We start from the raw sequence: 19,859 nt of genomic DNA, 5'->3' as shown, positions 1-19,859 counted from the left end.
ACGTTGCTTACACTTCCATTCCCGCGCGATATTGTCCCCACTTCAGCACCGAATTTACGCCAATCGACAGGAAAGGTTCCGGTGGCGTTTGGTTCGGGCCTGGCGACTGAGTGAGAAAATCGATCAGTTCGTTGCGTTCGCCCGCGATCATGTCGGCAATTAACTTACCGGTCGCCGTACCCCGCGTAATCCCCAGCCCGTTGCAGCACAGGGCGCCGTAAACATTGGGAGCCAATTTACCGAAGAAGCCTTCGTGGTTTTCCGACAGGCAGATCGCGCCGCTCCAGGTGTACTCGAAATCAACTTTGGGCAGCATGGGGAAGCGGCGTTCAAAGGATTTCCGGTGATTTTCGAGATACCCTTTCAAGTACTTTTCACGCGGACGTCCGTCTGGGTGGAAACTAAAGCTATTACGGACCAGGATGCGGTTGTCTACCGTGCGGCGAATGGTACTGCCAAACGGATGAGCAGGAATCACCCCCCAAACCGGTTTACCGCCCAAACGCGCTTGCTCCTCTTCCGTCAGCTGACGCGACAGACTGCCATACAGGAAGGTCGGCAACAAACGGCGCTGCAGGAAACCAAAGTGCGAGGCAAAACCGTTGTTGGCGAGAATCAGCGTATCGGTGGTGATGCTACCCTTGTCATGCACCAGCGTCACTTTGTCGCCGTAATCGATTGAGGTGATGGGCGTGTATTCATACAAGGTGACGTTAGACGGAAGATTATCGGCTAACCCTTTCACCAGTGCCGAAGGCTGTAACAGAATGGTGCCGGGAATAAACAGCGCCTGCTTGTAATAAGACGTGCCGATGTGATCTGGCAAATCTTTGCCAGCAATCATCTCGGAATCACGACCAATTTTTGCCAAGCCACTGCGATAAGCTTCAAGTATCGCCGTCCCCTGCTCGCCCACTGAGGCCTGATATTTGCCGGATTCGCTCATTTGGCATTCGATACTATGCACCTGGACGATTTGGCGCAGATAATTTTGCCCCAGCGTATTGAGCTTGAGAATTTTGTTGGCGATGGTGACATCACCAATGTAATCCTTTGCACCAATATCATGCGGCACGTCGATAGCAAAACCGGCATTACGCCCTGCCGAACCGTAACCCACCTCTTGCGCCTCAATCAGCACCACTTCATCGTGAGGGAAATTCAGCGCCAACTGACGCGCCGCTGCCAGACCGGTCAAACCCGCTCCAACTATAGCGAAACGCGCTTTCTTCTGGCCAATATGCGCCGGACGCGGGGTGCGCGCAGCGCTGATGTGGAACCAACCCGGCATCGAATCATCGGCGGGCAGAGAGGTGATCTTTTGCAATTCCGTTACTCCAGTACACTTTAGGTTAGTGACCGCCCTTAGGCAGGCACCCTGTAGGGTTTGTTAGTGGTGTAAAGCGTAAAGCCGACATGCATTTTCAATGTATATTTCATGTATACTTGATGTATCAAAATTTAATGAACATGGCGAAATGTTGTCAACGCGGGCAGTGCAAGGATGCGTAGTGGATCGCAAAATTGACCCTAGTGAGGTTGTTTAGATAGCCTGTCTGCCCACACGAATGGGAGTTGTCATTCAAGGCATGGAAGAGCAATCAGACAAGCGGCTTGGATTAAGCCGCTTTACGTGAATGAAAGTTTGTACGCAGGAAAGGTGTCAGTTACACACGGCGTTGTTCAAAAAAATAACGTTTAAGCCGCTGACCATACAGACCTACAGCCAGTCCAGTGACGATCAATAACAGCGCCATTAATTTGATGGATGAGATGCCCTCGCCAAAAATCACCATGGAACCCAGAATGCCAAATACTGGTACCAGCAAGGATAAAGGTGCCACCGTTGAAACGGGATACTGTTTTAACAGCGAATTCCACACCCAATATCCAAATAGTGTGTTCGGATAGACTTGAAACAAAATAGACGCTATTGCACGACCATCTATCTGACTCAGTAGAGAACTGTATCCACTGCTACCGTTAATCAGCCAATCCAACCCGAAAAGAGGAATGGGAGAAAAGGCGCTTGACCACACTAAAAACGCAAAGACTTGTTTTGTCCCCGCTTTTTTATTGATGATGTTGGCCACACTCCATGCTATTGCGCCTAACAATACCAATAACATGCCGGTGTAAGTCACTGAACCGTCTGTGATAAACACAATACTCAATAATCCGGCACAGGCTATGGCGAATCCACAAATTTGATAGCGACTGAGATTTTCTTTGAAGATGACGCTGCCTAACAGCAGGGTAAAAAAAGCACTGAATTGCAGCAGAAGCGATGCTATTCCGGCTGAAAGACCGGTTTTAATACCAAGATTAACCACGCCCCATAAACCGATTCCGAAAATCAAGCCGTAGCTAATAATAAAACGCCAAGGTACATCCGGTTTTTTAATCAAGAAGATTGCCGGAATGGCGCATAACGTAAAACGAATACCAGCCAGAATAAAAGGATCGACGGAGTGCAATCCTAATTTAATAACCGAGAAATTAACGCCCCAAATTGCTGTAATCAATACGGCGAGCAGTAAATGATGTAGTTTCATAGATCCCTTGATCCAAGCCCGAAAAGGAAAGTCATTGTGAAGTTTCTTTTTGCAACCAGATTAACCACATAATAATCAGCAAGAGTTTTCTTTTGCAACTTCTTTTGCGGGGGCTTAATCTGCCAAGCAAAGTGTGTCACTGATTGAGGCAGTTAAAATGGCAAAGCAAGAATCGCTAAGGACCAGTGAATGTCCTGTTGCAAGGACGCTAGAGTCCATTGGGGAGCGCTGGTGTTTGATGATTATTCGTGAGGCATTTGATGATGTGCGCAGATTCAGTGAGTTCCAGAAGAATCTCGGGCTGGCGAAAAACATCCTGGCGTCACGCCTCAAGCACTTGGTTGAAATAGGCGTGTTTGATGTTTGCCCAGCCTCAGATGGCAGTGCTTACAAGGAGTATATCCTGACAGAAAGGGGGCGCGCGGTGTTTCCGATTGTCGTGGCGCTTCGGCAATGGGGTGAATGCTATTTATTTGACAAAGGCGAGACACACTCGATGTTGCTCGATAATGTGCATGGAGAACCTATAACGCGGCTTCAGGTTATCTCCGCCCAGGGCGTTAAACTCGAACCTGCAGATTGCCATCGGCAGCGCGTGGTATCAGGTATGTAAACGACGGTCATTGTTTCTGGCATCAAAAGTGAACGACGTCAGAAGTGGCTGACTTTGCCAATTTTTAATTACGGTAAGCACCGTTGTAGTTCTTTGCAGGCTAGGCCCAAAAGGTGTGCACGCTACACCGACGGTTAACTTAGAGCGGTCATCAGTAAGCTCAGACTGATGACCGCTCAAGCAGAATGTTGACAAGGCGCGGTCATTATCAGCTTTACTTCTTCTTACTCATCATGGATTTGAGATCGGCAAACGGATTGTAGGTGGCCTCACCCACATCCTTTTGCGCGTCATCGCCCGCGACCACGCTGGTACCGTACTGATCGGCTTCCGTGTACTTCGAGTGCTCATGGTCATGACAATACAGGCATAACAATTCCCAGTTACTGCCATCTTCCGGGTTATTGGTGTGGTCATGATCGATATGGTGAACCGTAAGTTCACGCAGATTTGAATAAACAAACTCGCGCGCGCAGCGCCCACATACCCAAGGGTAGATTTTCAGTGCTTTTTCACGGTAGCCGCTTTCCAGCCGCGCGTAGTTTTTGGGAATCAGAGCCATTGCCGTTGTTACCTGCTACAGATAGATATTTTCACGATTGTGCTGCCAATATATCTCATAATCGAACAGAAGTGACATAAGCTTTAAGGCAATGCTAACCGCTGTTTCGCCTGTTCAAATAGCGCAATTAAGTGGTCCGCGACGGCCCTAACACGTCTGGAACCGGCTAAATCTGAATGCATCACGAGCCATAGTGTTTGATCAACCCCGATGTCAGGCTGGATGCACTTTAATCCACTTTTTTGCGCCATAAAATGCGGCAAAACACCTAATCCAAGTCCAGCATTCACTGCAGCAACCTGCCCTACAAGGGTATTGGATTCAACTCTGCATGGCTTGCCACGCAGCGTGCGGTTTATCCATTTAGCCGCTGGCAATTGCTGATGAGATTCTGACCAACCAACAAAGTGCGCGTTATTATAATTCCGACCTCTGTGGCTCCGTCCATGAACCTCACTTTTCTATTAAGGACTGCCGTGTTAGCCAATATCCTTGTCACACTGGTTGCCGTAATACATATCTATATCCTCGTGCTGGAGATGTTTTTGTGGGAGACACCGGCTGGCCGTAAGGCCTTTAAATTAAGTGTCGACTTTGCCCGTGAAACACGCGTTTTAGCAGCCAATCAGGGTTTATATAACGGTTTTCTGGCTGCCGGCTTGTTATGGGGACTTTGGCTGGGAGACAGCGGCGTGTCCGTTACCCTCTTTTTCTTGAGCTGTGTATTGATTGCCGGGATTTTCGGTGCCGTGACCGCCAGTCGTAAAATCCTCTATGTACAGGCGCTGCCGGCATTGGTGGCTTTGGTTGCCGTAATGCTTCGATAGGCCATCATTTATCACCTCGTCGTGATCAGCCCCGCCATTGCAGGTATAATCCCGCGGATTATTCATCGGGTTTAGGAACGAAAATGACAAAGCTAACCTTACAGGAGCAAATGCTCAAAGCGGGATTGGTCTCCAGCAAAAAGATGGACAAAGTCCAGAGAACCGCCAAGAAGTCGCGCGTGCAGGCGCGTGAAGCGAGAGAAGCGGTTGAAGAGAATAAGAAAGCGCAGATTGAGCGCGATAAGTTGCTGAGCGAACAACAAAAACAGGCTGTTCTTTCCAAAGAGTATAAAGCTCAGGTTAAGCAGTTGATTGAAATGAACCGTCTCACCATTGCCAAAGGCAGCATTGATTTCAACTTCACCGACAATAATCTCATCAAAAAAATCGCGGTAGATAAGCAAACCCAAACACAGCTGATCAATGGCCGATTGGCGATTGCGCGTTTGGTCGTTGATAGCACAGGTAAAAGCGAATATGCGATTATTCCTGCGGTCGTTGCGGATAAAATTGCGCAACGCGATGCAGACAGCATTGTGTTAAATAGCGCAGTCAGTCAGGAAGTACAGGATGAAGATGATCCGTACGCTGATTTCAAAGTGCCTGATGATTTGATGTGGTAATCAAACCTGCCGATATCAGAACGGACTGGCATTACGCACGATGAATGGCTTTTCGCTGACGGGATGCACAAAATGCAACTCGCTAGCATGCAGCATCAATCGTGTTGTCTGCTCTGTGCCTGGTAACGTCAGGCCGCCGTACAAATCGCATCCTAATATTGGATGTCCAAGCTGCTGGCAGTGAATCCTTAATTGGTGAGTGCGGCCGGTTTCCGGGAGTAGTTGCACCCGCGTGACTGGTAGCATTCGCCCATCGCCCTGCTCGAGATTAACTCGTTCAATGACCTGATAGCGCGAGCGCGCAGGTTTGCCGTTGATAGTGCAAATCGACATCAATGGGAACAGCGCCGGGTCTTTCGCAATGGCAGCGTCGATTAGCCCTTCTTCGTCCTTCAGATGTCCACAAAGTAACGCACTATAAATTTTAGTCACGCTGCGCTCGCTGAACTGCTGACACAAGGCGGCGTTGATGGATTTGTTGCGCGCAATCACCATCAAACCTGAGGTGCCAAAATCCAGACGATGTACCAACGTGCAGCCGGGAAAATCTTTTACCAGACGATAATGCACCGAATCACGATTTTGCGGATTTTTTCCCGATAGGCTGAGCAGGCCAGAAGGCTTGTTGATCAGCAACAGGTGCTGATCCTGATAGAGCATTTCTATCTGATCTGCGCACGGGGGAGCAACAAAGTTATCGACGATCTGGGACATCAAACGTACCGACTGACAAAGGGATGCGGATGATAACCAATTTTTGCCCCTCTGACGAATTTGCCCCTCGACTCGCACTAGAGAAATTTCTCGTCCAGACTTGAGGTAAAGACGTGGTCTGCGCAGCCATTGTGCTTTACACTGCGCGCTGCAAAAAACTGAGTAAATAAACGATTAAGTAGGCGGTAATGGCGATGAACGGAACAATCACAACCTGGTTTCAAGATAAGGGTTTTGGATTTATCAAAGATGAGAACGGAGACAACCGTTATTTTCATGTGATTAAGGTCGCCAACCCTGATCTGATCAAGAAAGATGCGGCCGTGACATTCGAACCCACCACCAATAACAAGGGTCTCTCGGCCTTTGCGGTGAAAGTCATACCCGATAGCAAATACATCTTTATTGCTGGCGAGCGATTAAAACTCACCTCAATCAAGTCTTACGTGGTTTACAGTGAAGAAGAACCTGTTGATACCCGTATTGATAAAGAAAACACCGTGCTGTCTGTCGGTATCTTAATGAACAATATCAAGCCGAAATCAGATGTGAAACCTGATGAAATGCGTTCGGTAAAAAAACTGGCAGTCACCACCTTCCAGGGCACAACATTGATTTTCACGGAAGATGAAATCGATATAAATGCAGCGGTTAAAATGCTCAAAATCTAAATTGAGGAGCGAATAATGAACAATGAAATACCACTGAAATATTATGATATCGCTGAAGAATACGCTGAGGAATCAGAACACGATGTCAGCGAAGCAGAGCTTGATTCTCTGGCGCATTACTTCCAACTGTTGTTGACCCGTCTGATGAATAACGAAGAGATCAGCGAAGAGTCACAGCAAGAGATGGCTCGTGAAGCGGGAATTCAGGAGGTGCGTATTGATGAAATCGCTAACTTCCTGAACCAGTGGGGCAACGAATAATATTCTAAGCCGGCCTCCTGCAGTGGGTGGCCGGTCTAGGATTGCATTGATACATCACGGTTTGATGGTAAGTGCTCAGCGTCACAATATAATTGCACTTCTTCCAGCAACCATTGAACGAAAACCTCTCTGGCTGGATCGGCAACCTCATCGGCCAATGTCACAACATTAACCCTATTTCCTCTTACAGCATGGGTCCAAGGTATACAAAGCGATCCCGATGCCAGTTCAGATTTAACGTAAGCACTTGGTACTAAGGCAACACCCATCCCAGCAACGGCGGCTTCTATCAGCATTGAGAAAAGATCAAATCTTGGGCCCGCTACCGCATTCAAAATATTCAACTCGCTAGAACTGACGAAATTTCGCCATTCGTTCGGGGTATTGCGTTTATGAAGCAAGACTAGGGGTGAAACGCCACTAGCATATTCTTCAATGAGTCCGGGGCGACAAACAGGAACCAGCATCTCTTCGAACAGCGATTGCGTCTGGTGGCCAGCCCACGCAGGATGATCAAAATGCACAACAACATCAAAACCACTGCCCGCCATTGGAAAAGGTTGTGTTCTCTCAGAGAGGTTCAGGATGATATTTGGATGTCTTCGCTGAAATCGTCCCAGTCTAGGAATTAACCAGCGACTCGCGAAAGTTGGCATAACGGCTAACTCAAGCGTGCCTCCATCCTCCGGCTGCGCAATTAAACGCAAACTTTCCTGCTCCAACCTTCCAAGGATATCCCTTACCTGCGAAGCATAGTTCACTCCTTGTCGGGATAACTCAACGCGATTTCCGCGACGGAGAAACAGTGTGGTCCCAAGCTGCGATTCCAGACGCGAAATCTGCCGACTGACAGCACCTTCTGAAATGTGAAGTTCAGATGCCGCGCGGGAAAAACTGTTATGGCGTGCGCTTGCTTCAAACGCAATCAGAGCAGAAATACCAGGAAGAACTCGTCTCAAAGTTGGGCCATTGAGTTGATAAACGAAAGTTAAGAATAACATTTGATCAAGCTAAGGTGTCAAAAAGTCGTTTTTCAGCTTTCGCAGTAGCCGTTAAGGTCATGAGGAAAATGTTGAGTAGAAAAAGTAGGGATAATGGAAAAGGTTAATCGCACAACGATATTAACAATAATTTCGATGGGTTTTTTCATGGTTTGTCTGGACACAACACTGGTGAATGTTGCACTAAGCGATTTGAAACTTAGCCTGAATGCAAACCTAAGTGGATTACAGTGGATAGTGGCATCCTACACCATCGCATTTGCATCAATTCTTTTAAGTGCAGGATCTTTGGGAGACCTTATCGGACCAAAGAAAATCTTCTGCAGTGGCTTGATTCTGTTTACCTGTGCATCGTTATTTTGTGGCATTGCACACTCATTATCGTTCTTAATTTTTTCCAGAACGCTTCAAGGCATTGGCGCTGCGCTCTCAGTCGCTAATTCACTATCACTTTTGCAAGGGGTATTTAATGACCCAGCGGAACGAGCTAAAGCCTTTGGTGTATGGGGCGGGTTGGGTGGCGTAGCAACCGCCATCGGTCCCGTGGCGGGAGGCATACTCATTGAGAAATTTGGCTGGCCATCTGCATTCTTGCTCAATATTCCTTTTGGCATCTTAGCCATATTCATGTCAATAAAGCACATCCCTGAAATCAACGTGCTGTCGCATAAAATCAAACCACTTTCTCAATTACTGATCGCTAGCGCATTGGGTGCGCTGGCCTTTACGTTTATTGCCGCAGGTTCAAATGGGTGGTTTTCGGCGCGGGTTAGTGTAGCTGTCATTATCTTTATTCTGGCTACGTTGAGTTTTTTACTTATCGAGCGATTATCAGACTATCCGATGCTGCCTCACGGGTTATTTCGGATACGAAAATTCACTGCTGCGACGATGGTGGGTTTGATAATTAACTTTGGGTTCTATGGTCAACTTTTTATAATGAGCATCTACTTTCAACAAATAAAACACTATTCGAGCATGACATCGGGTCTTGCCCTTTTGCCGCAAGCTATCGTTATGGCCCTGACTGCATTCTATTGTGGCAAAGTCACAGCAAAAACAGGGCCGGGTGTGCCTATGGCTGTAGGACTTACCACGACATTGTTGGGGATTGTAGGGTTGGTTTTCACATCGGCAACAAGCACATATTTCGCAGTGCTTGTCCCTATGTTACTGGTTGGATTTGGTATGTCAGCAACAGCACCTGCCACGGTTGCCGCAGGCATGTCATCCGCTCCGCCAGGCCAAGGAGGCATTACATCGGGAATAATTAATGCCGCTCGCCAAAGCGGCAGTGTAATGGGCGTCGCTATTCTTGGTAGTTTGTTAGGAAATAAAGATTTGTCTCTTCACAGCATGCACATTGCACTCACGGTGACTTTACCTTTCTACGCTATCGCTTTAGGTTTTACCGTTTATGGGATTATGCCGGGCTATCAGTGGTTTAAACAGTCCGCTACAGATGAACGTCCAAACTGATTTAATTAACATAACGGTCGTCACGATTAACGACCGTTTCATTTGTTATTTCTCTTCCGGAGACTGCACTAGATCATCCGCTTTCAAGCCCTGTGGCGCGATAAAGATTTCCATATTTTCGCGTGATAGCTCCCAGTGCTCAAATACCAGATCAACCACCTTCTGCTCATCGCGCGCTTCAATCGCGTCGATAAAGGCATCATGGTGTTCAGCAGCCAATTGAAGACGGCGCTCCATATCCTCATTCTGCGGACGGAAGAAGGTGTGGCCGATGCGGCAATGGTCAATCAACAAGCGTCCCAGACTGGGCTGCAAATAGGGATTACTCGCCATTTCACCCATGATTTCATGGAAGCGATTGTTCTCTAACGCCAGCGCTTCGGCATCTCGCGTTTGCACGGCTTTACGAAAACGCTTTTGTGTCTCTTTCAGCGCTTTGAGTTGCGAAGGTTTAAAATTCTGAACCGCCAACCGCCCTGTCGCAGCATAGATCATTGGCGCTACCAGGAAGAAATTACGCAACGTGGAATGGCTCATGGGAATGACACGGACACCGCGCTTTTCCACTATTTCCAGAAACCCCTCCCCGGCTAAACGCTGGAACACTTCGCGCACTGGCGTGCGTGACAGTCCATACTGTCCTGTCAGGCTGGCTTCATCCAACAGTTCGTCAGGATCCAGTTCCATGGTCAAAATAAGGCGTTTCAAATCTTCGTATAACGCTGCTTTTCCCGATCTCAATGTGACCTCCTGTGATGAAATCCCGCACCTAATTCCTGCTTAACCTACAGAAAAAGTGTGTATACAGCAAAAATAATTATGGGATATTTTTCGCAGTCTGCGGTGGATCACAGTTCGTAGATAAGATAAATAACAATGAGTTAGATAATGTGTAAGACCAAATTATCTTGAGGGAATTATTCTATTTAACTGAACGCCCGCCATCCTTGACGGGCGACAATCAGGTTACTCGGCAGGCACGTCTATCCAGATGGTTTTCAGTTCCGTGTATTGATCGAGTGCATACACCGACTTGTCGCGGCCACCAAAACCAGACTGCTTGTAGCCACCAAAAGGTGTGGTCGCATCGCCTTCACCGAAGCAGTTAACCGTCACTGTTCCTGCGCGTATGGCGCGTGACACACGAATTGCACGGCTAAGCTTGCCGGTATAGACCGACGCTGCAAGTCCGTAATCGGTGTCATTAGCCAGCGCAATGGCTTCCGCCTCGGTTTTGAAGGTGGTAACGCACAGTACCGGGCCAAAAATCTCTTCACGGAACAAGGCGCTTTTCGGCGTAACGCCATCCACAATCGTGGGCTGTACATAGATGCCACGATCGGTGAAGCCACCCTGAATAATCCGTAAACCTTCTTTGCGCGCCGTTTTCAGGTAGTCGCTGACTTTACAGAAATGCTCTGCGGTGATCATCGTACCCAAGCGGTTCTCTGGGTCGAGTGGATTGCCCATACGCCAGTCGCCGATCTGCTCAGCGATCAACGCTAACAGCTTATCTTTGACGTTTTCATGCACCAGCAGACGTGAAGTGGCTGAACAGTTTTCGCCCATGTTCCAGAAAGCACCGCTCAGCACATTCGTCGCAACACTGGCCAAATCATCGGCGTCATCGAAGACCACCGCCGGGTTTTTACCGCCACACTCCAGCACAATCTTTTTCAGGTTGGAGTCAGCAGAGTAATGCAGGAAACGACGCCCCGTCGCGGTTGAACCAGTGAAACTCACCATATCGATATCCGCATGCAAGCCAATCGGCTCACCGACGTCTTTACCGGTGCCCGTGACGATGTTCAGTACGCCCGCTGGGATGCCGGCTTCATGCGCCAACTCTGCCACGCGCAGCGCAGTCAGTGACGTCTGCTCTGCGGGCTTCACAATCACTGAGCAACCCGCAGCCAGAGCTGGACCGATTTTCCATGCCAGCATCAGCAGTGGGAAGTTCCACGGCAGCACACAGCCCACGACACCAATAGGTTCACGTACGATCATCGCCATCGCCCCGTTCCCGGTAGGTGCGGTTTGATCGTACAGCTTATCAATAGCTTCAGCATGCCAGCGGATCACGTGAATGGTTTCTGGCACATCTACCGCCAGACATTCGCTCACAGGTTTGCCACTGTCGAGGCTCTCCATCACCGCCAGTTGGGTGACTTCGTTTTCCAACAGATCAGCCAGTTTCAGCAGCACGGCTTTACGCGCGCCAGGATGCAGTTGACTCCAGCTTCCGGACTCAAACGCACTTCGGGCACCCTGCACAGCGATGTTAACGTCATGACCATTGCAGGCAGCAATATGCGCCAGCACTTCACCGGTCGCCGGGTTAGTGGTCTCCAGCGTATTACCGGATGCCGATGGGGTAAAACGTCCGTTAATGAACGCCTGGTCTGGAAACCGAAGTTCCCGCGCCACATTCACTACATCGCTCAATGTCTGTACTTGTTTCATTCGCACTCCTTACAGCACGGCAACCGCAGCAACGTTGCGTTTCACACCTTCAATCACTGCTTGCAACTCAGCTTTTTCTTCTTCATTCAGTGCTTGCAGCGGTGCACGAACGGGACCGGCTTTCAGACCCGCTAATTCCGAACCGTACTTGATGGATTGCACGAATTTGCCACCATCAAGGAAGTTCATCAGCGGCATCATTGCAGCCATGATCTTGCGACCTTTATCAAAGTCTTTCTCTACCACGCAGGCGTTGTAGAGAGACACGTGTTCGCGTGGAATAAAGTTAGACCCTGCACAAACCCAGCTGCGTGCGCCCCAGGCAAAGAACTCCAGCGCCTGATCATCCCAACCACAGGACAGCGCGATATGTGGGAATTTGCAGGCCAGCAGGTGCAGGTTGTTGAAATCACCAGAGCTCTCTTTAATCGCTACCACGTTTTTCGAGCGGCTTACTTCGCGGAAGTAGGTTTCGCCCATGGTGATGCCCATACGGCCAGGATAGTTGTAAAGCATGATCGGCAGTTGCGCGGCTTTATCTACAGTCAACGCGTGATGCGCATTTTCCAGTTCGGTTGGCAGTGCATACGGCGGTGAAGTCACCAGGATAGCATCCGCTTTGTGGTCACGAGCATGGGTTGCGAAAGCGACTGCATCTTCGGTGCGGATGGCGCCAGTACCTACGATTAAAGGCAGACGATTACCTATCACCTTACGTGCATGCTCAACCAGTGACAGACGCTCTTCCGCGCTTTGTGCATAATACTCACCGGTAGAACCACCAATGATGATGCCGTGTACACGTGCTTCAATCAGCGACTCCAACACAGTAGCAAACGCAGCGTAATCGATGCTGCCATCTGCAGCGTAAGGGGTAATAGCTGGGGTGTAGATACCTTCAAATGTCATCGCGAGACTCTCCAGGGTGAATTCAGGACCAAATGCAACGCCGTAAGGTTGCGTTTGTTAACAATTTGCATAGGGTGTGCAGCGAGGTCAACCGATGTGAAATTTTTGTATACTTAAAAAATACAAAGGAAATACTAATGGATGGAACATTCTTACATGATTAATTTTTTTAATTGTTATATTTCAATGATTTAATTAATTTTAATCTGCGTATTATTTTTCTACATGAATTCAGATGGCGATCACATTACGCAACTATCATCCTCAATGACGTATTTACACTGTGCGTCAGGGAGCATAGTTTTATGCTGGTTTTAACCTGAATTTAACAGGTAAGCTTTCACCCTCAGTTCGGGTGAATATTCAGTAAAAAAGAGGTAGCGGGTTATGCCCCAAAAGAAAGCGACGCTCATAGGCTTGATTGCCATCCTGTTGTGGAGCGCGATTGTTGGATTAATTAAAAGCGTTAGCGAAGGCTTTGGGCCGATCGCGGGCGCAGCATTAATCTACAGCTGCAGCGCCATCCTGCTGCTGTTCACTGTGGGCTTCCCCAATCTGCGCAAATTTCCCAGCAACTATCTGATTATCGGCAGCGTGCTGTTTGTCTGCTATGAACTCTGTCTGTCGCTCTCACTGGGTTTCACCCATAACGGTCGACAGGCGATAGAAGTTGGCATGGTCAATTATCTCTGGCCGAGTATGACAATTGTACTTGCCGTGATAGTTAATCGACAAAAAGTCAGCCCACTGATTATTCCTGGCGTGATTTTAGCTGTGGCAGGGATTTGTCGTGTATTGGGTGGCGACCAAGGTTTTTCATTGACTGAAATGACTCGCAACGTCATGGATAATCCCCTCAGTTACGGTTTGGCATTCACTGGCGCGATTATTTGGGCAATATATTGTGTTGTGACGAAAAAAATTGCCAACGGCAGCAACGGAATAACCTTATTCTTTATTTTAACGGCGCTGACGTTATGGGTTAAGTTCCTGTTTTCACCTCAGCCTCCCTTTGTTTTGTCTTTCCAGGTGTGGATCTCTCTGGCATTGGCAGCGATGGCAATGGGCTTCGGATACGCGGCCTGGAACGTGGGCATTCTGCACGGCAACGTTACGGTATTGGCGGCAGCATCCTACTTTATTCCGATTATTTCCTCGGTCTTAGCGGCGTTCATCCTGAGTTCGCATTTAACGATGTCATTCTGGCAAGGCACTGCCATGGTGAGTCTGGGATCGTTGGTGTGTTGGTGGTCAACGCGCACAGTTGAAAGCAAAAGTATGAGTAGTAAAGTCTCTGAATAATGAAACGGGAGGTTAACCCCCTCCCGCTATAAAAAAGCCACATCATAACGATTTATGACAGCAAAGTTTTTATTTATCCGACCATCCTGCACCGGAGGAATCTGCCTATGACGTATCTAACTTGAAACACGTTAATTACTCTTAACACATCACGATCTTAATATCTGTTCTGGATAACGTTTTAACGATCGCTACAGGTTTATATTTATTTCGGCGCCCTGATGAAATAAGGCACCCATCGCTTATCGTGCTTATTTCCGTCGCTTTGGCGACGCTGCTGTTCAGCGCGCAGGAAAGACAGGAGTACAAAATGTCGAATAACATTTCTGTTGAAGATGTTCCTTTAAATCGCTTTCATCGTTTGTTAACCGTGCGTTCCGGTGGCGGCTCTTTCGTCGATGGCTATGTGCTTAGCATCATTGGTATAGCCATGACGAAAGTGTCGCCTGCTCTAGGCCTCAGTCCCTTCTGGGAGGGGTTAATAGCAGCCTCAGCACTGATTGGCATCTTCTTTGGTGGTTTTTTAGGCGGCGCCCTGACCGATCGCCTTGGCCGTCGAATGATTTACTTCGTTGGCCCAACACTGTTTATCGTCTGTTCGGTCGCGCAATTTTGGGTACAAAGCGGTGAGGTGCTGTTTGCGTTACGCTTCCTTAATGGCGTGGCAGTGGGGATTGAATATCCCGTCGCAACGGCTTTTTTGGTCGAATTCATGCCAAAAAAATCACGTGGACCTTGCCTCGCTACGTTGACTATTTTGTGGTTTGCCGGAGCTGCCACCGCCTACCTGGTGGGCGATGCAATCCTTAATTTTGGCGGCACAGATGCCTGGCGTTACACCCTGGCCAGTACTGCAGTGATCGGCGCGTTGCTTTTCCTGGTGCGCTTAGGCACACCAGAGTCACCTCGCTGGTTAATCAGTAAGGGCCGCCACAAGGAAGCGGAAGCCATTATTCGTCGCGTCTATGGCAGTGGTTTTTCTTTGAAAAACTTGCCTGAACAGGCAGAGAGTAAAAATTTATCCTTTGCCAGTCTGCTCCACTCCGGATATGGCAAACGTATGGCCTTCGTCACGATATTCTGGATGTGTTCTGTGACCCCGGTGTTTGCGGTTTATGCCTTCGCGCCGAAAGTGCTGGAAGCGCTGCATCTCAGCGGAGATTGGGCCTCTTACGGTTCTATTGCGATCACCCTCCTCTTTGTGGTTGGCTGCATTATCGCCACGCGACTGGTCAATACCTTGGGACGCCGTAAGTTACTGCTGCATAGCTTCCTGTGGTCTGGCCTGGCGCTGTTATTGCTGGGAGCATTACGCGATGGGCCCTCGATGATCATCTTGCTGATGTTTGGTGCCTACGCGCTGTTTATCGGTGGTGCACAAGTGTTGCAACTGGTCTACCCGAACGAGATCTTCCCGACCGAGATCCGTGCTGGAGCGGTGGGCGTCGGTACATCCATGTCACGTATAGGTGCGGCAGTGGGGACCTATTTGGTACCGATCTCGCTGCAAAGCATTGGTATTGGTTCTACGATGTACATCGCAGCGGGCATCACCTTCATTGGTCTGATTGTTTCTTGGTTCCTTGCACCGGAAACAGCCGCACGTGACCTGAATGATGCGGCATCGCTAAATGAGGAAACAGAGCCACGGGTATCTTCCGGCGGCTTGAATAAACACAGAAACCAGTATTAAAAGGTATATTTCAAGTAGCGAGCTTGTTTTTAAGCTCGCTTTTTATTTTTTAGGACTAAAGATGCTATAGATTTTCTCATGCAATATGATGGCTATTTTGACAAAAACCACCGTATTAGCAATTGTCACCACCCACTTAGATAAATTACAATTAAATGGCATCCAACCAAGGAAGTTGACACCTGCCCCCGAAAGAAATGAGGATGACGTTAATACCGATAAAGCGGTCATGACCATTAAAATAAATGCGCGCATTGCATACCCCTAACGCTTGAGAATTATATCTCACCAAATTAACACTCAAAGTAGGCAACCCACTATTGCGGGAGAAAACATACACCCGCCTGTTAGAAAATGAATAATGAAAAGGACAAACATCAAATAATTCCTCGAGACAGATCACATATTTCACGCGAAAAAACTAAAGCTATTAACCCAACCTTTTACATGAACAGATAAGAGTTAATCGCATTAATTTCATTTTTCTTTTGCAGCACCACGGACTCATTATAAAACAGGGGAAAATAGTTTTAGGTGCCTATAGCCAGCGTTATTGCCCCTACTCTTTCACTAACCTTTCCACTACACGCCGGCGTTTACGGAACGAGCTGGGTGTTTCGCCATACTGCTTACGGAACCAGGCAATTAAATGTGAGGCATCAGCAAAACCGGTGGCAGTGGCTATCGCGTTGATGCTGTTACTGGAATCCGCCATCAGTTTACGCGCCTGCTCCAGGCGCATGCGCCGCCAGTACACCGCCGCCGAATAGCCGGTACACTTGGTAAATACCAAGTTGAGCTGGCGGAAAGTGACGCCTGCGAAATCGGCCACATCGGCCAGTGGCACAGGGGAATCTAGGTGATGTTTCATAAACTCGATCACCTTATTCACCAGCTCATTTTCATACACATCGGGTTCGTTAAGATTGCTCTTCTGCTGAGACTTCCTTACCGGCGCCGCAGGCTCTTCCACCAGCAGATATTTGAGGACTTTTTGTGAGCGAACCAGCCCACAATGCTGGCGGATAAGATCTGCGGCGAGATCAATCGCGGTCCCGCCAGGGCAGGAGATAATGCCGCCATCTTTTATGTAGGTTTTATCGATCACCGGGATGGCTTTCGGAAAACGTAAACGGAATTCATCGCGCGTGGTGAAGTGAATCGCGCAGTGCCGCCCATCCAATAAACCCGCGTTTCCTGCAACAAAAGCGCCGCTACACAGGGTGATAATCGGCACATTGCGCGCATGCAGTGCCTTCAGCGCCTCAAGCAGCCACTGTGGCGGCTGGCGCGTCTCTTCCAACAAACCACCTGCCACCACGAAGTAATCCCATTTTTTAGTGAAGTCGAGATCGGCGGTGGGTGACACCGGCAAACCGCAGCTGGCGGTGACTGGCTGGTTGTCGCAGGTCATCCACTCCCAGCGGCAAAAAATCTGTCGGCTGGTGAAAGATTCATCTGCCGCAAAGCGCAACGACTCCACCAAGCCGGCCACCGAAGCCAGCGTGAAGCTTTTCATCAGCAGAAAGCCGATGGTGAGATCCGGCTTCGGTTCGCTGTGCTGATCAGCGAGGGTTGTTTGCGGCATCGTCTTCAGGTTCCTGCAATCCGCCCAGTTTGCTCAACAAGCGTTTTAGATCGGCAATATCTTGCATATCGAGATTGGCGGTAATCATCTTCTCGGCACTTTTCGCCTGCTCGACCATCAGGTTCAACATGGCTTCCCCTTCAGCGGTCATCGTGACCAATTTACGGCGGCGGTTAGTTGCGTCTGTTTCCACATTCAGTAGACCGCTTTTACTCATGCGGTCAATCACATAGGTACCCGTCGCTTTATCAAATCCAGCGCGGTTACCCAACGTTTGCTGATCGCAGACTTTTTCCTCTGCCAGCACGACCAAAATGGCATATTGCACCGCTGAAAGCCCGGTATCCACGCACTGTGACCAGCAAAATGTCGAGTGTTGCCCAGCACGGCGTACAAGGTGCATTAACGAACAATCGCCGTGCGGCCACAAGGGGGCAGCGAGAATTAAGTCGGGATTTTGTGACATAGACGCACTTGACTCCTTAAATCGTCAAACTTATAGTTCGAACACAAACAGTTTGAACTTAAACTATAATGCAAAATGGATCACTTATGAAGCTTGTTGTAGGGATGACCGGCGCAACGGGTGCGGCAATTGGCGTACGCGTTCTAACGGCATTACGCGAACTTGAAGTCGAAACTCATTTAGTTATTTCGAAATGGGCGCGCGCCACCATCCAGATGGAAACGCCGTACAGTGTACAGGAGGTCACGGCTCTCGCGACCAAGACTTATAGCGAACACGATCAAGCGGCAGCGATCTCCAGCGGTTCATTCCGTATCGACGGCATGATGGTTGTGCCGTGCAGCATGAAAACCCTCGCAGGCATTCGCAGCGGCTACGGTGATGGACTGATCACACGCGCTGCTGACGTCACCCTGAAAGAACAACGCAAGCTGGTGCTGGTGCCGCGCGAAGCGCCGCTAAACGCGATTCATCTGGAGAACATGCTGGCGCTTACTCGTGCTGGTGCACTGATGCTGCCGCCGATGCCCGCCTTCTACAACAACCCGCAAAGCGTTGACGACATCATCAATCATACCGTTTCCCGCATTCTCGACCAGTTCGGCCTGGAGAACAGCCTCACCCAGCGCTGGGCCGGTCCACGTTCCACCACGGCTTAAGGAGAGCCTGATGAAATATTACGGCGATTTACGCAGCTTTATCACTGCCCTCGACGAAATGGGCGACATCATGCATGTGCATCGCGAAGTCGATGGCGATTTCGAGCCTAGCGCCATTACCCGGCGCAGCTATGAAATTCAGTCACCCGCCCCACTGTTTCACAAGGTCGCGGGCGTGGCAGCCGGTTTTCGTTTGTTCGGTGCACCAGCGGCCCTCTCATCACGCAGTGACATGCCGTATGCGCGTGTGGCCATGTCACTGGGTTTAGCACCAGAGTCCACCGGCCCGGAAATCATCGAAGCCCTGTCTGCAGCCCGCTTTAAACCTGGTATTCCCCCTGTACGCGTTGAGTCCGCTCAAGCTGAATGTCAGCAAAACATTTTACGTGGCGAAGAAGCCAACCTCGATAACTTCCCTATTCCTTTCGCCCATGACAAAGATGGTGGGCGCTATGCCAATACCTGGGGCACGTTGATTGTTAAGACACCAGATGGCAAGTGGGTTAACTGGTCGATTGCTCGCGTGATGAAGGTCGATGGTAAACGCATGGTCGGCTTGATCGTGCCGAGCCAGCACATCGGGCAGATTTGGACGCAGTGGGTGGCGCGCGGTGAACCCATGCCTTATGCGCTGGTGCAGGGTCCTGCTCCGGCGATTTCCTGCGTCTCCGGCATTCCCATTCCAGCCAATGCGGATGAAGCCGATTATATCGGCACGCTAGCGGGTGAACCGGTTCCGGTAGTGAAAGCTATTAGCCTCGATCTTGATGTGCCTGCCACAGCCGAGATCGTGATTGAAGGCCACGTTTCCATTGAGCGTGACTGCCAGGAAGGTCCTTATGGCGAATATGGCGGCTATCTCGGCGAAGGCTCATCGGCGCAGCCTACGTTCCACGTCGAGACCATTACCCATCGCAACGATCCTATCTGGCCGATGTCGATCACTGGCCGTCCGACCGATGAATCTCATACCCTGTGGGCGATGGGGCTGGCCGCCGATGCACTGACCTATTTACGTGAAGCGGAATTACCGATAAAAACCACCTGGATCCCTGAAGACTCCACCGTCCACTGGCTGCTGGTCGTGATGCCGGAGAACTGGCGCGAGCTGTTGCCGGGTGTTAGCAGCGAAGAACTGACCCAGCGAATCGGTGAGGTGTTGTTTAAAACCGATGCCATGGTGTTTATCCCTAAAGTGTATGTCGTGGATGATGACTTTGACCCCACTAACCTGCGCGAAGTCGTCTGGGCATTGTCAACTCGCGTACACCCGGTAGGCCGTCGTGCGGTGTTTGAGGATCAACGTGTCATTCGTCTGCCACAGTGTTATGACGAGGCAGAATACGTTGCCGGGAAAGGCGCCAAAGTGGTGTTTGACACCTTACAGACTAAACGCCATTTGCATGCTTCTTTCGCGCAAGGTTACCCGGAAGAAGTGCGTCAGCGCATTCTGGATAACTGGCCGGAATAAGA

The 19,859-nt window shown here is 49.4% G+C and carries 20 protein-coding genes and 1 pseudogene; 10 read left to right on the top strand and 11 right to left on the bottom strand.

Translation table 11 applies throughout. The features are described from left to right. Positions 1-7: 7 nt before the first annotated feature. Both F3J38_RS03000 and F3J38_RS02995 read right to left on the bottom strand, forming a co-directional pair. A complete protein-coding gene (locus F3J38_RS03000) occupies positions 8-1,327 on the bottom strand; it encodes an NAD(P)/FAD-dependent oxidoreductase (protein ID WP_167134954.1) in 1,320 nt (439 codons plus the stop codon). A gap of 340 nt (positions 1,328-1,667) precedes the next feature. Continuing rightward, positions 1,668-2,555: an EamA family transporter gene (locus F3J38_RS02995; protein WP_167134953.1), complete on the bottom strand. Its 888-nt coding sequence runs from the start codon at positions 2,553-2,555 to the stop codon at positions 1,668-1,670. 157 nt (positions 2,556-2,712) lie between these two features. On the opposite strand from F3J38_RS02995, the gene F3J38_RS02990 reads away from it, so the two are divergent. Further along, complete coding sequence (locus F3J38_RS02990) at positions 2,713-3,168, top strand: winged helix-turn-helix transcriptional regulator (RefSeq protein ID WP_167134951.1); 456 nt, start codon at positions 2,713-2,715, stop codon at positions 3,166-3,168. Between the two features lie 214 nt (positions 3,169-3,382). On the opposite strand, the gene yajD is transcribed toward F3J38_RS02990, so the two are convergent. Beyond that, positions 3,383-3,730, bottom strand: a complete 348-nt coding sequence (gene yajD, locus F3J38_RS02985) for an HNH nuclease YajD (RefSeq protein ID WP_167134949.1) — start codon at positions 3,728-3,730, stop codon at positions 3,383-3,385. A gap of 83 nt (positions 3,731-3,813) precedes the next feature. After that, positions 3,814-4,161, bottom strand: a pseudogene (locus F3J38_RS02980) (LysR substrate-binding domain-containing protein); the annotation flags it as partial. A 45-nt stretch (positions 4,162-4,206) separates the two neighbouring features. Here F3J38_RS02980 and F3J38_RS02975 point away from each other — a divergent pair. Both F3J38_RS02975 and F3J38_RS02970 read left to right on the top strand, forming a co-directional pair. Beyond that, complete coding sequence (locus F3J38_RS02975; protein WP_167134945.1) at positions 4,207-4,557, top strand: DUF1304 domain-containing protein; 351 nt, start codon at positions 4,207-4,209, stop codon at positions 4,555-4,557. A gap of 83 nt (positions 4,558-4,640) precedes the next feature. Then, a complete protein-coding gene (locus F3J38_RS02970; RefSeq protein ID WP_167134944.1) occupies positions 4,641-5,180 on the top strand; it encodes a DUF2058 domain-containing protein in 540 nt (179 codons plus the stop codon). A 15-nt stretch (positions 5,181-5,195) separates the two neighbouring features. Here F3J38_RS02970 and F3J38_RS02965 read toward each other — a convergent pair whose 3' ends face one another. Beyond that, positions 5,196-5,894 carry an RluA family pseudouridine synthase gene (locus tag F3J38_RS02965; RefSeq protein WP_167134942.1) on the bottom strand — a complete coding sequence of 233 codons (699 nt, stop codon included), beginning with the start codon at positions 5,892-5,894 and terminating at the stop codon, positions 5,196-5,198. A 188-nt stretch (positions 5,895-6,082) separates the two neighbouring features. Here F3J38_RS02965 and F3J38_RS02960 point away from each other — a divergent pair, with 188 nt between their 5' ends. Further along, on the top strand, positions 6,083-6,565 hold the full coding sequence (locus F3J38_RS02960; RefSeq protein ID WP_167134940.1) for a cold-shock protein: 483 nt from the start codon (positions 6,083-6,085) through the stop codon (positions 6,563-6,565). A 15-nt stretch (positions 6,566-6,580) separates the two neighbouring features. Next, entirely contained in the window at positions 6,581-6,826 is a 246-nt protein-coding gene (locus F3J38_RS02955; RefSeq protein ID WP_167134938.1) for a DUF2543 family protein, read from the top strand. A gap of 35 nt (positions 6,827-6,861) precedes the next feature. Here F3J38_RS02955 and F3J38_RS02950 read toward each other — a convergent pair whose 3' ends face one another. Next, complete coding sequence (locus F3J38_RS02950; RefSeq protein ID WP_240155876.1) at positions 6,862-7,827, bottom strand: LysR substrate-binding domain-containing protein; 966 nt, start codon at positions 7,825-7,827, stop codon at positions 6,862-6,864. A gap of 93 nt (positions 7,828-7,920) precedes the next feature. Between F3J38_RS02950 and F3J38_RS02945 the strand changes: the two genes are divergently transcribed. Next, positions 7,921-9,306: an MFS transporter gene (locus F3J38_RS02945; protein ID WP_167134936.1), complete on the top strand. Its 1,386-nt coding sequence runs from the start codon at positions 7,921-7,923 to the stop codon at positions 9,304-9,306. A gap of 45 nt (positions 9,307-9,351) precedes the next feature. Here the strand turns inward: F3J38_RS02945 and F3J38_RS02940 are convergent, their stop codons facing one another. The 3 genes from F3J38_RS02940 to F3J38_RS02930 all read right to left on the bottom strand — a co-directional run bounded on the left by F3J38_RS02940 (position 9,352) and on the right by F3J38_RS02930 (position 12,678). Further along, positions 9,352-10,047 carry a GntR family transcriptional regulator gene (locus tag F3J38_RS02940; protein ID WP_167134934.1) on the bottom strand — a complete coding sequence of 232 codons (696 nt, stop codon included), beginning with the start codon at positions 10,045-10,047 and terminating at the stop codon, positions 9,352-9,354. A gap of 225 nt (positions 10,048-10,272) precedes the next feature. Next, entirely contained in the window at positions 10,273-11,769 is a 1,497-nt protein-coding gene (locus F3J38_RS02935; RefSeq protein WP_167134932.1) for an aldehyde dehydrogenase, read from the bottom strand. Positions 11,770-11,778: 9 nt separating this feature from the next. Further along, entirely contained in the window at positions 11,779-12,678 is a 900-nt protein-coding gene (locus tag F3J38_RS02930; RefSeq protein WP_167134930.1) for a dihydrodipicolinate synthase family protein, read from the bottom strand. A 387-nt stretch (positions 12,679-13,065) separates the two neighbouring features. Between F3J38_RS02930 and yddG the strand changes: the two genes are divergently transcribed. Both yddG and F3J38_RS02920 read left to right on the top strand, forming a co-directional pair. Next, positions 13,066-13,980, top strand: a complete 915-nt coding sequence (yddG, locus tag F3J38_RS02925) for an aromatic amino acid DMT transporter YddG (protein ID WP_167134928.1) — start codon at positions 13,066-13,068, stop codon at positions 13,978-13,980. Between the two features lie 310 nt (positions 13,981-14,290). Next, positions 14,291-15,673 carry an MFS transporter gene (locus F3J38_RS02920; RefSeq protein WP_167134926.1) on the top strand — a complete coding sequence of 461 codons (1,383 nt, stop codon included), beginning with the start codon at positions 14,291-14,293 and terminating at the stop codon, positions 15,671-15,673. Between the two features lie 559 nt (positions 15,674-16,232). Here F3J38_RS02920 and F3J38_RS02915 read toward each other — a convergent pair. Together F3J38_RS02915 and F3J38_RS02910 are read right to left on the bottom strand one after the other, a co-directional pair. Next, complete coding sequence (locus F3J38_RS02915) at positions 16,233-17,261, bottom strand: GlxA family transcriptional regulator (protein WP_167134924.1); 1,029 nt, start codon at positions 17,259-17,261, stop codon at positions 16,233-16,235. Further along, on the bottom strand, positions 17,239-17,727 hold the full coding sequence (locus F3J38_RS02910; protein WP_167134923.1) for a MarR family winged helix-turn-helix transcriptional regulator: 489 nt from the start codon (positions 17,725-17,727) through the stop codon (positions 17,239-17,241). The genes F3J38_RS02915 and F3J38_RS02910 overlap by 23 nt, the downstream gene beginning before the upstream one ends. Positions 17,728-17,813: 86 nt before the next feature. On the opposite strand from F3J38_RS02910, the gene F3J38_RS02905 reads away from it, so the two are divergent. Both F3J38_RS02905 and F3J38_RS02900 read left to right on the top strand, forming a co-directional pair. After that, entirely contained in the window at positions 17,814-18,386 is a 573-nt protein-coding gene (locus F3J38_RS02905; protein WP_167134921.1) for a non-oxidative hydroxyarylic acid decarboxylases subunit B, read from the top strand. A 10-nt stretch (positions 18,387-18,396) separates the two neighbouring features. Continuing rightward, positions 18,397-19,857, top strand: coding sequence for a UbiD family decarboxylase (locus tag F3J38_RS02900; protein ID WP_167134920.1), 1,461 nt, complete (start codon positions 18,397-18,399; stop codon positions 19,855-19,857). Positions 19,858-19,859: the final 2 nt, after the last annotated feature.

It is taken from the genome of Candidatus Pantoea formicae (assembly GCF_011752625.1).
GTDB lineage: Bacteria > Pseudomonadota > Gammaproteobacteria > Enterobacterales > Enterobacteriaceae > Pantoea > Pantoea formicae.
Note: the sequence above shows the minus strand (reverse complement) of the source record. Positions and strands in the feature narration are given on the sequence as shown.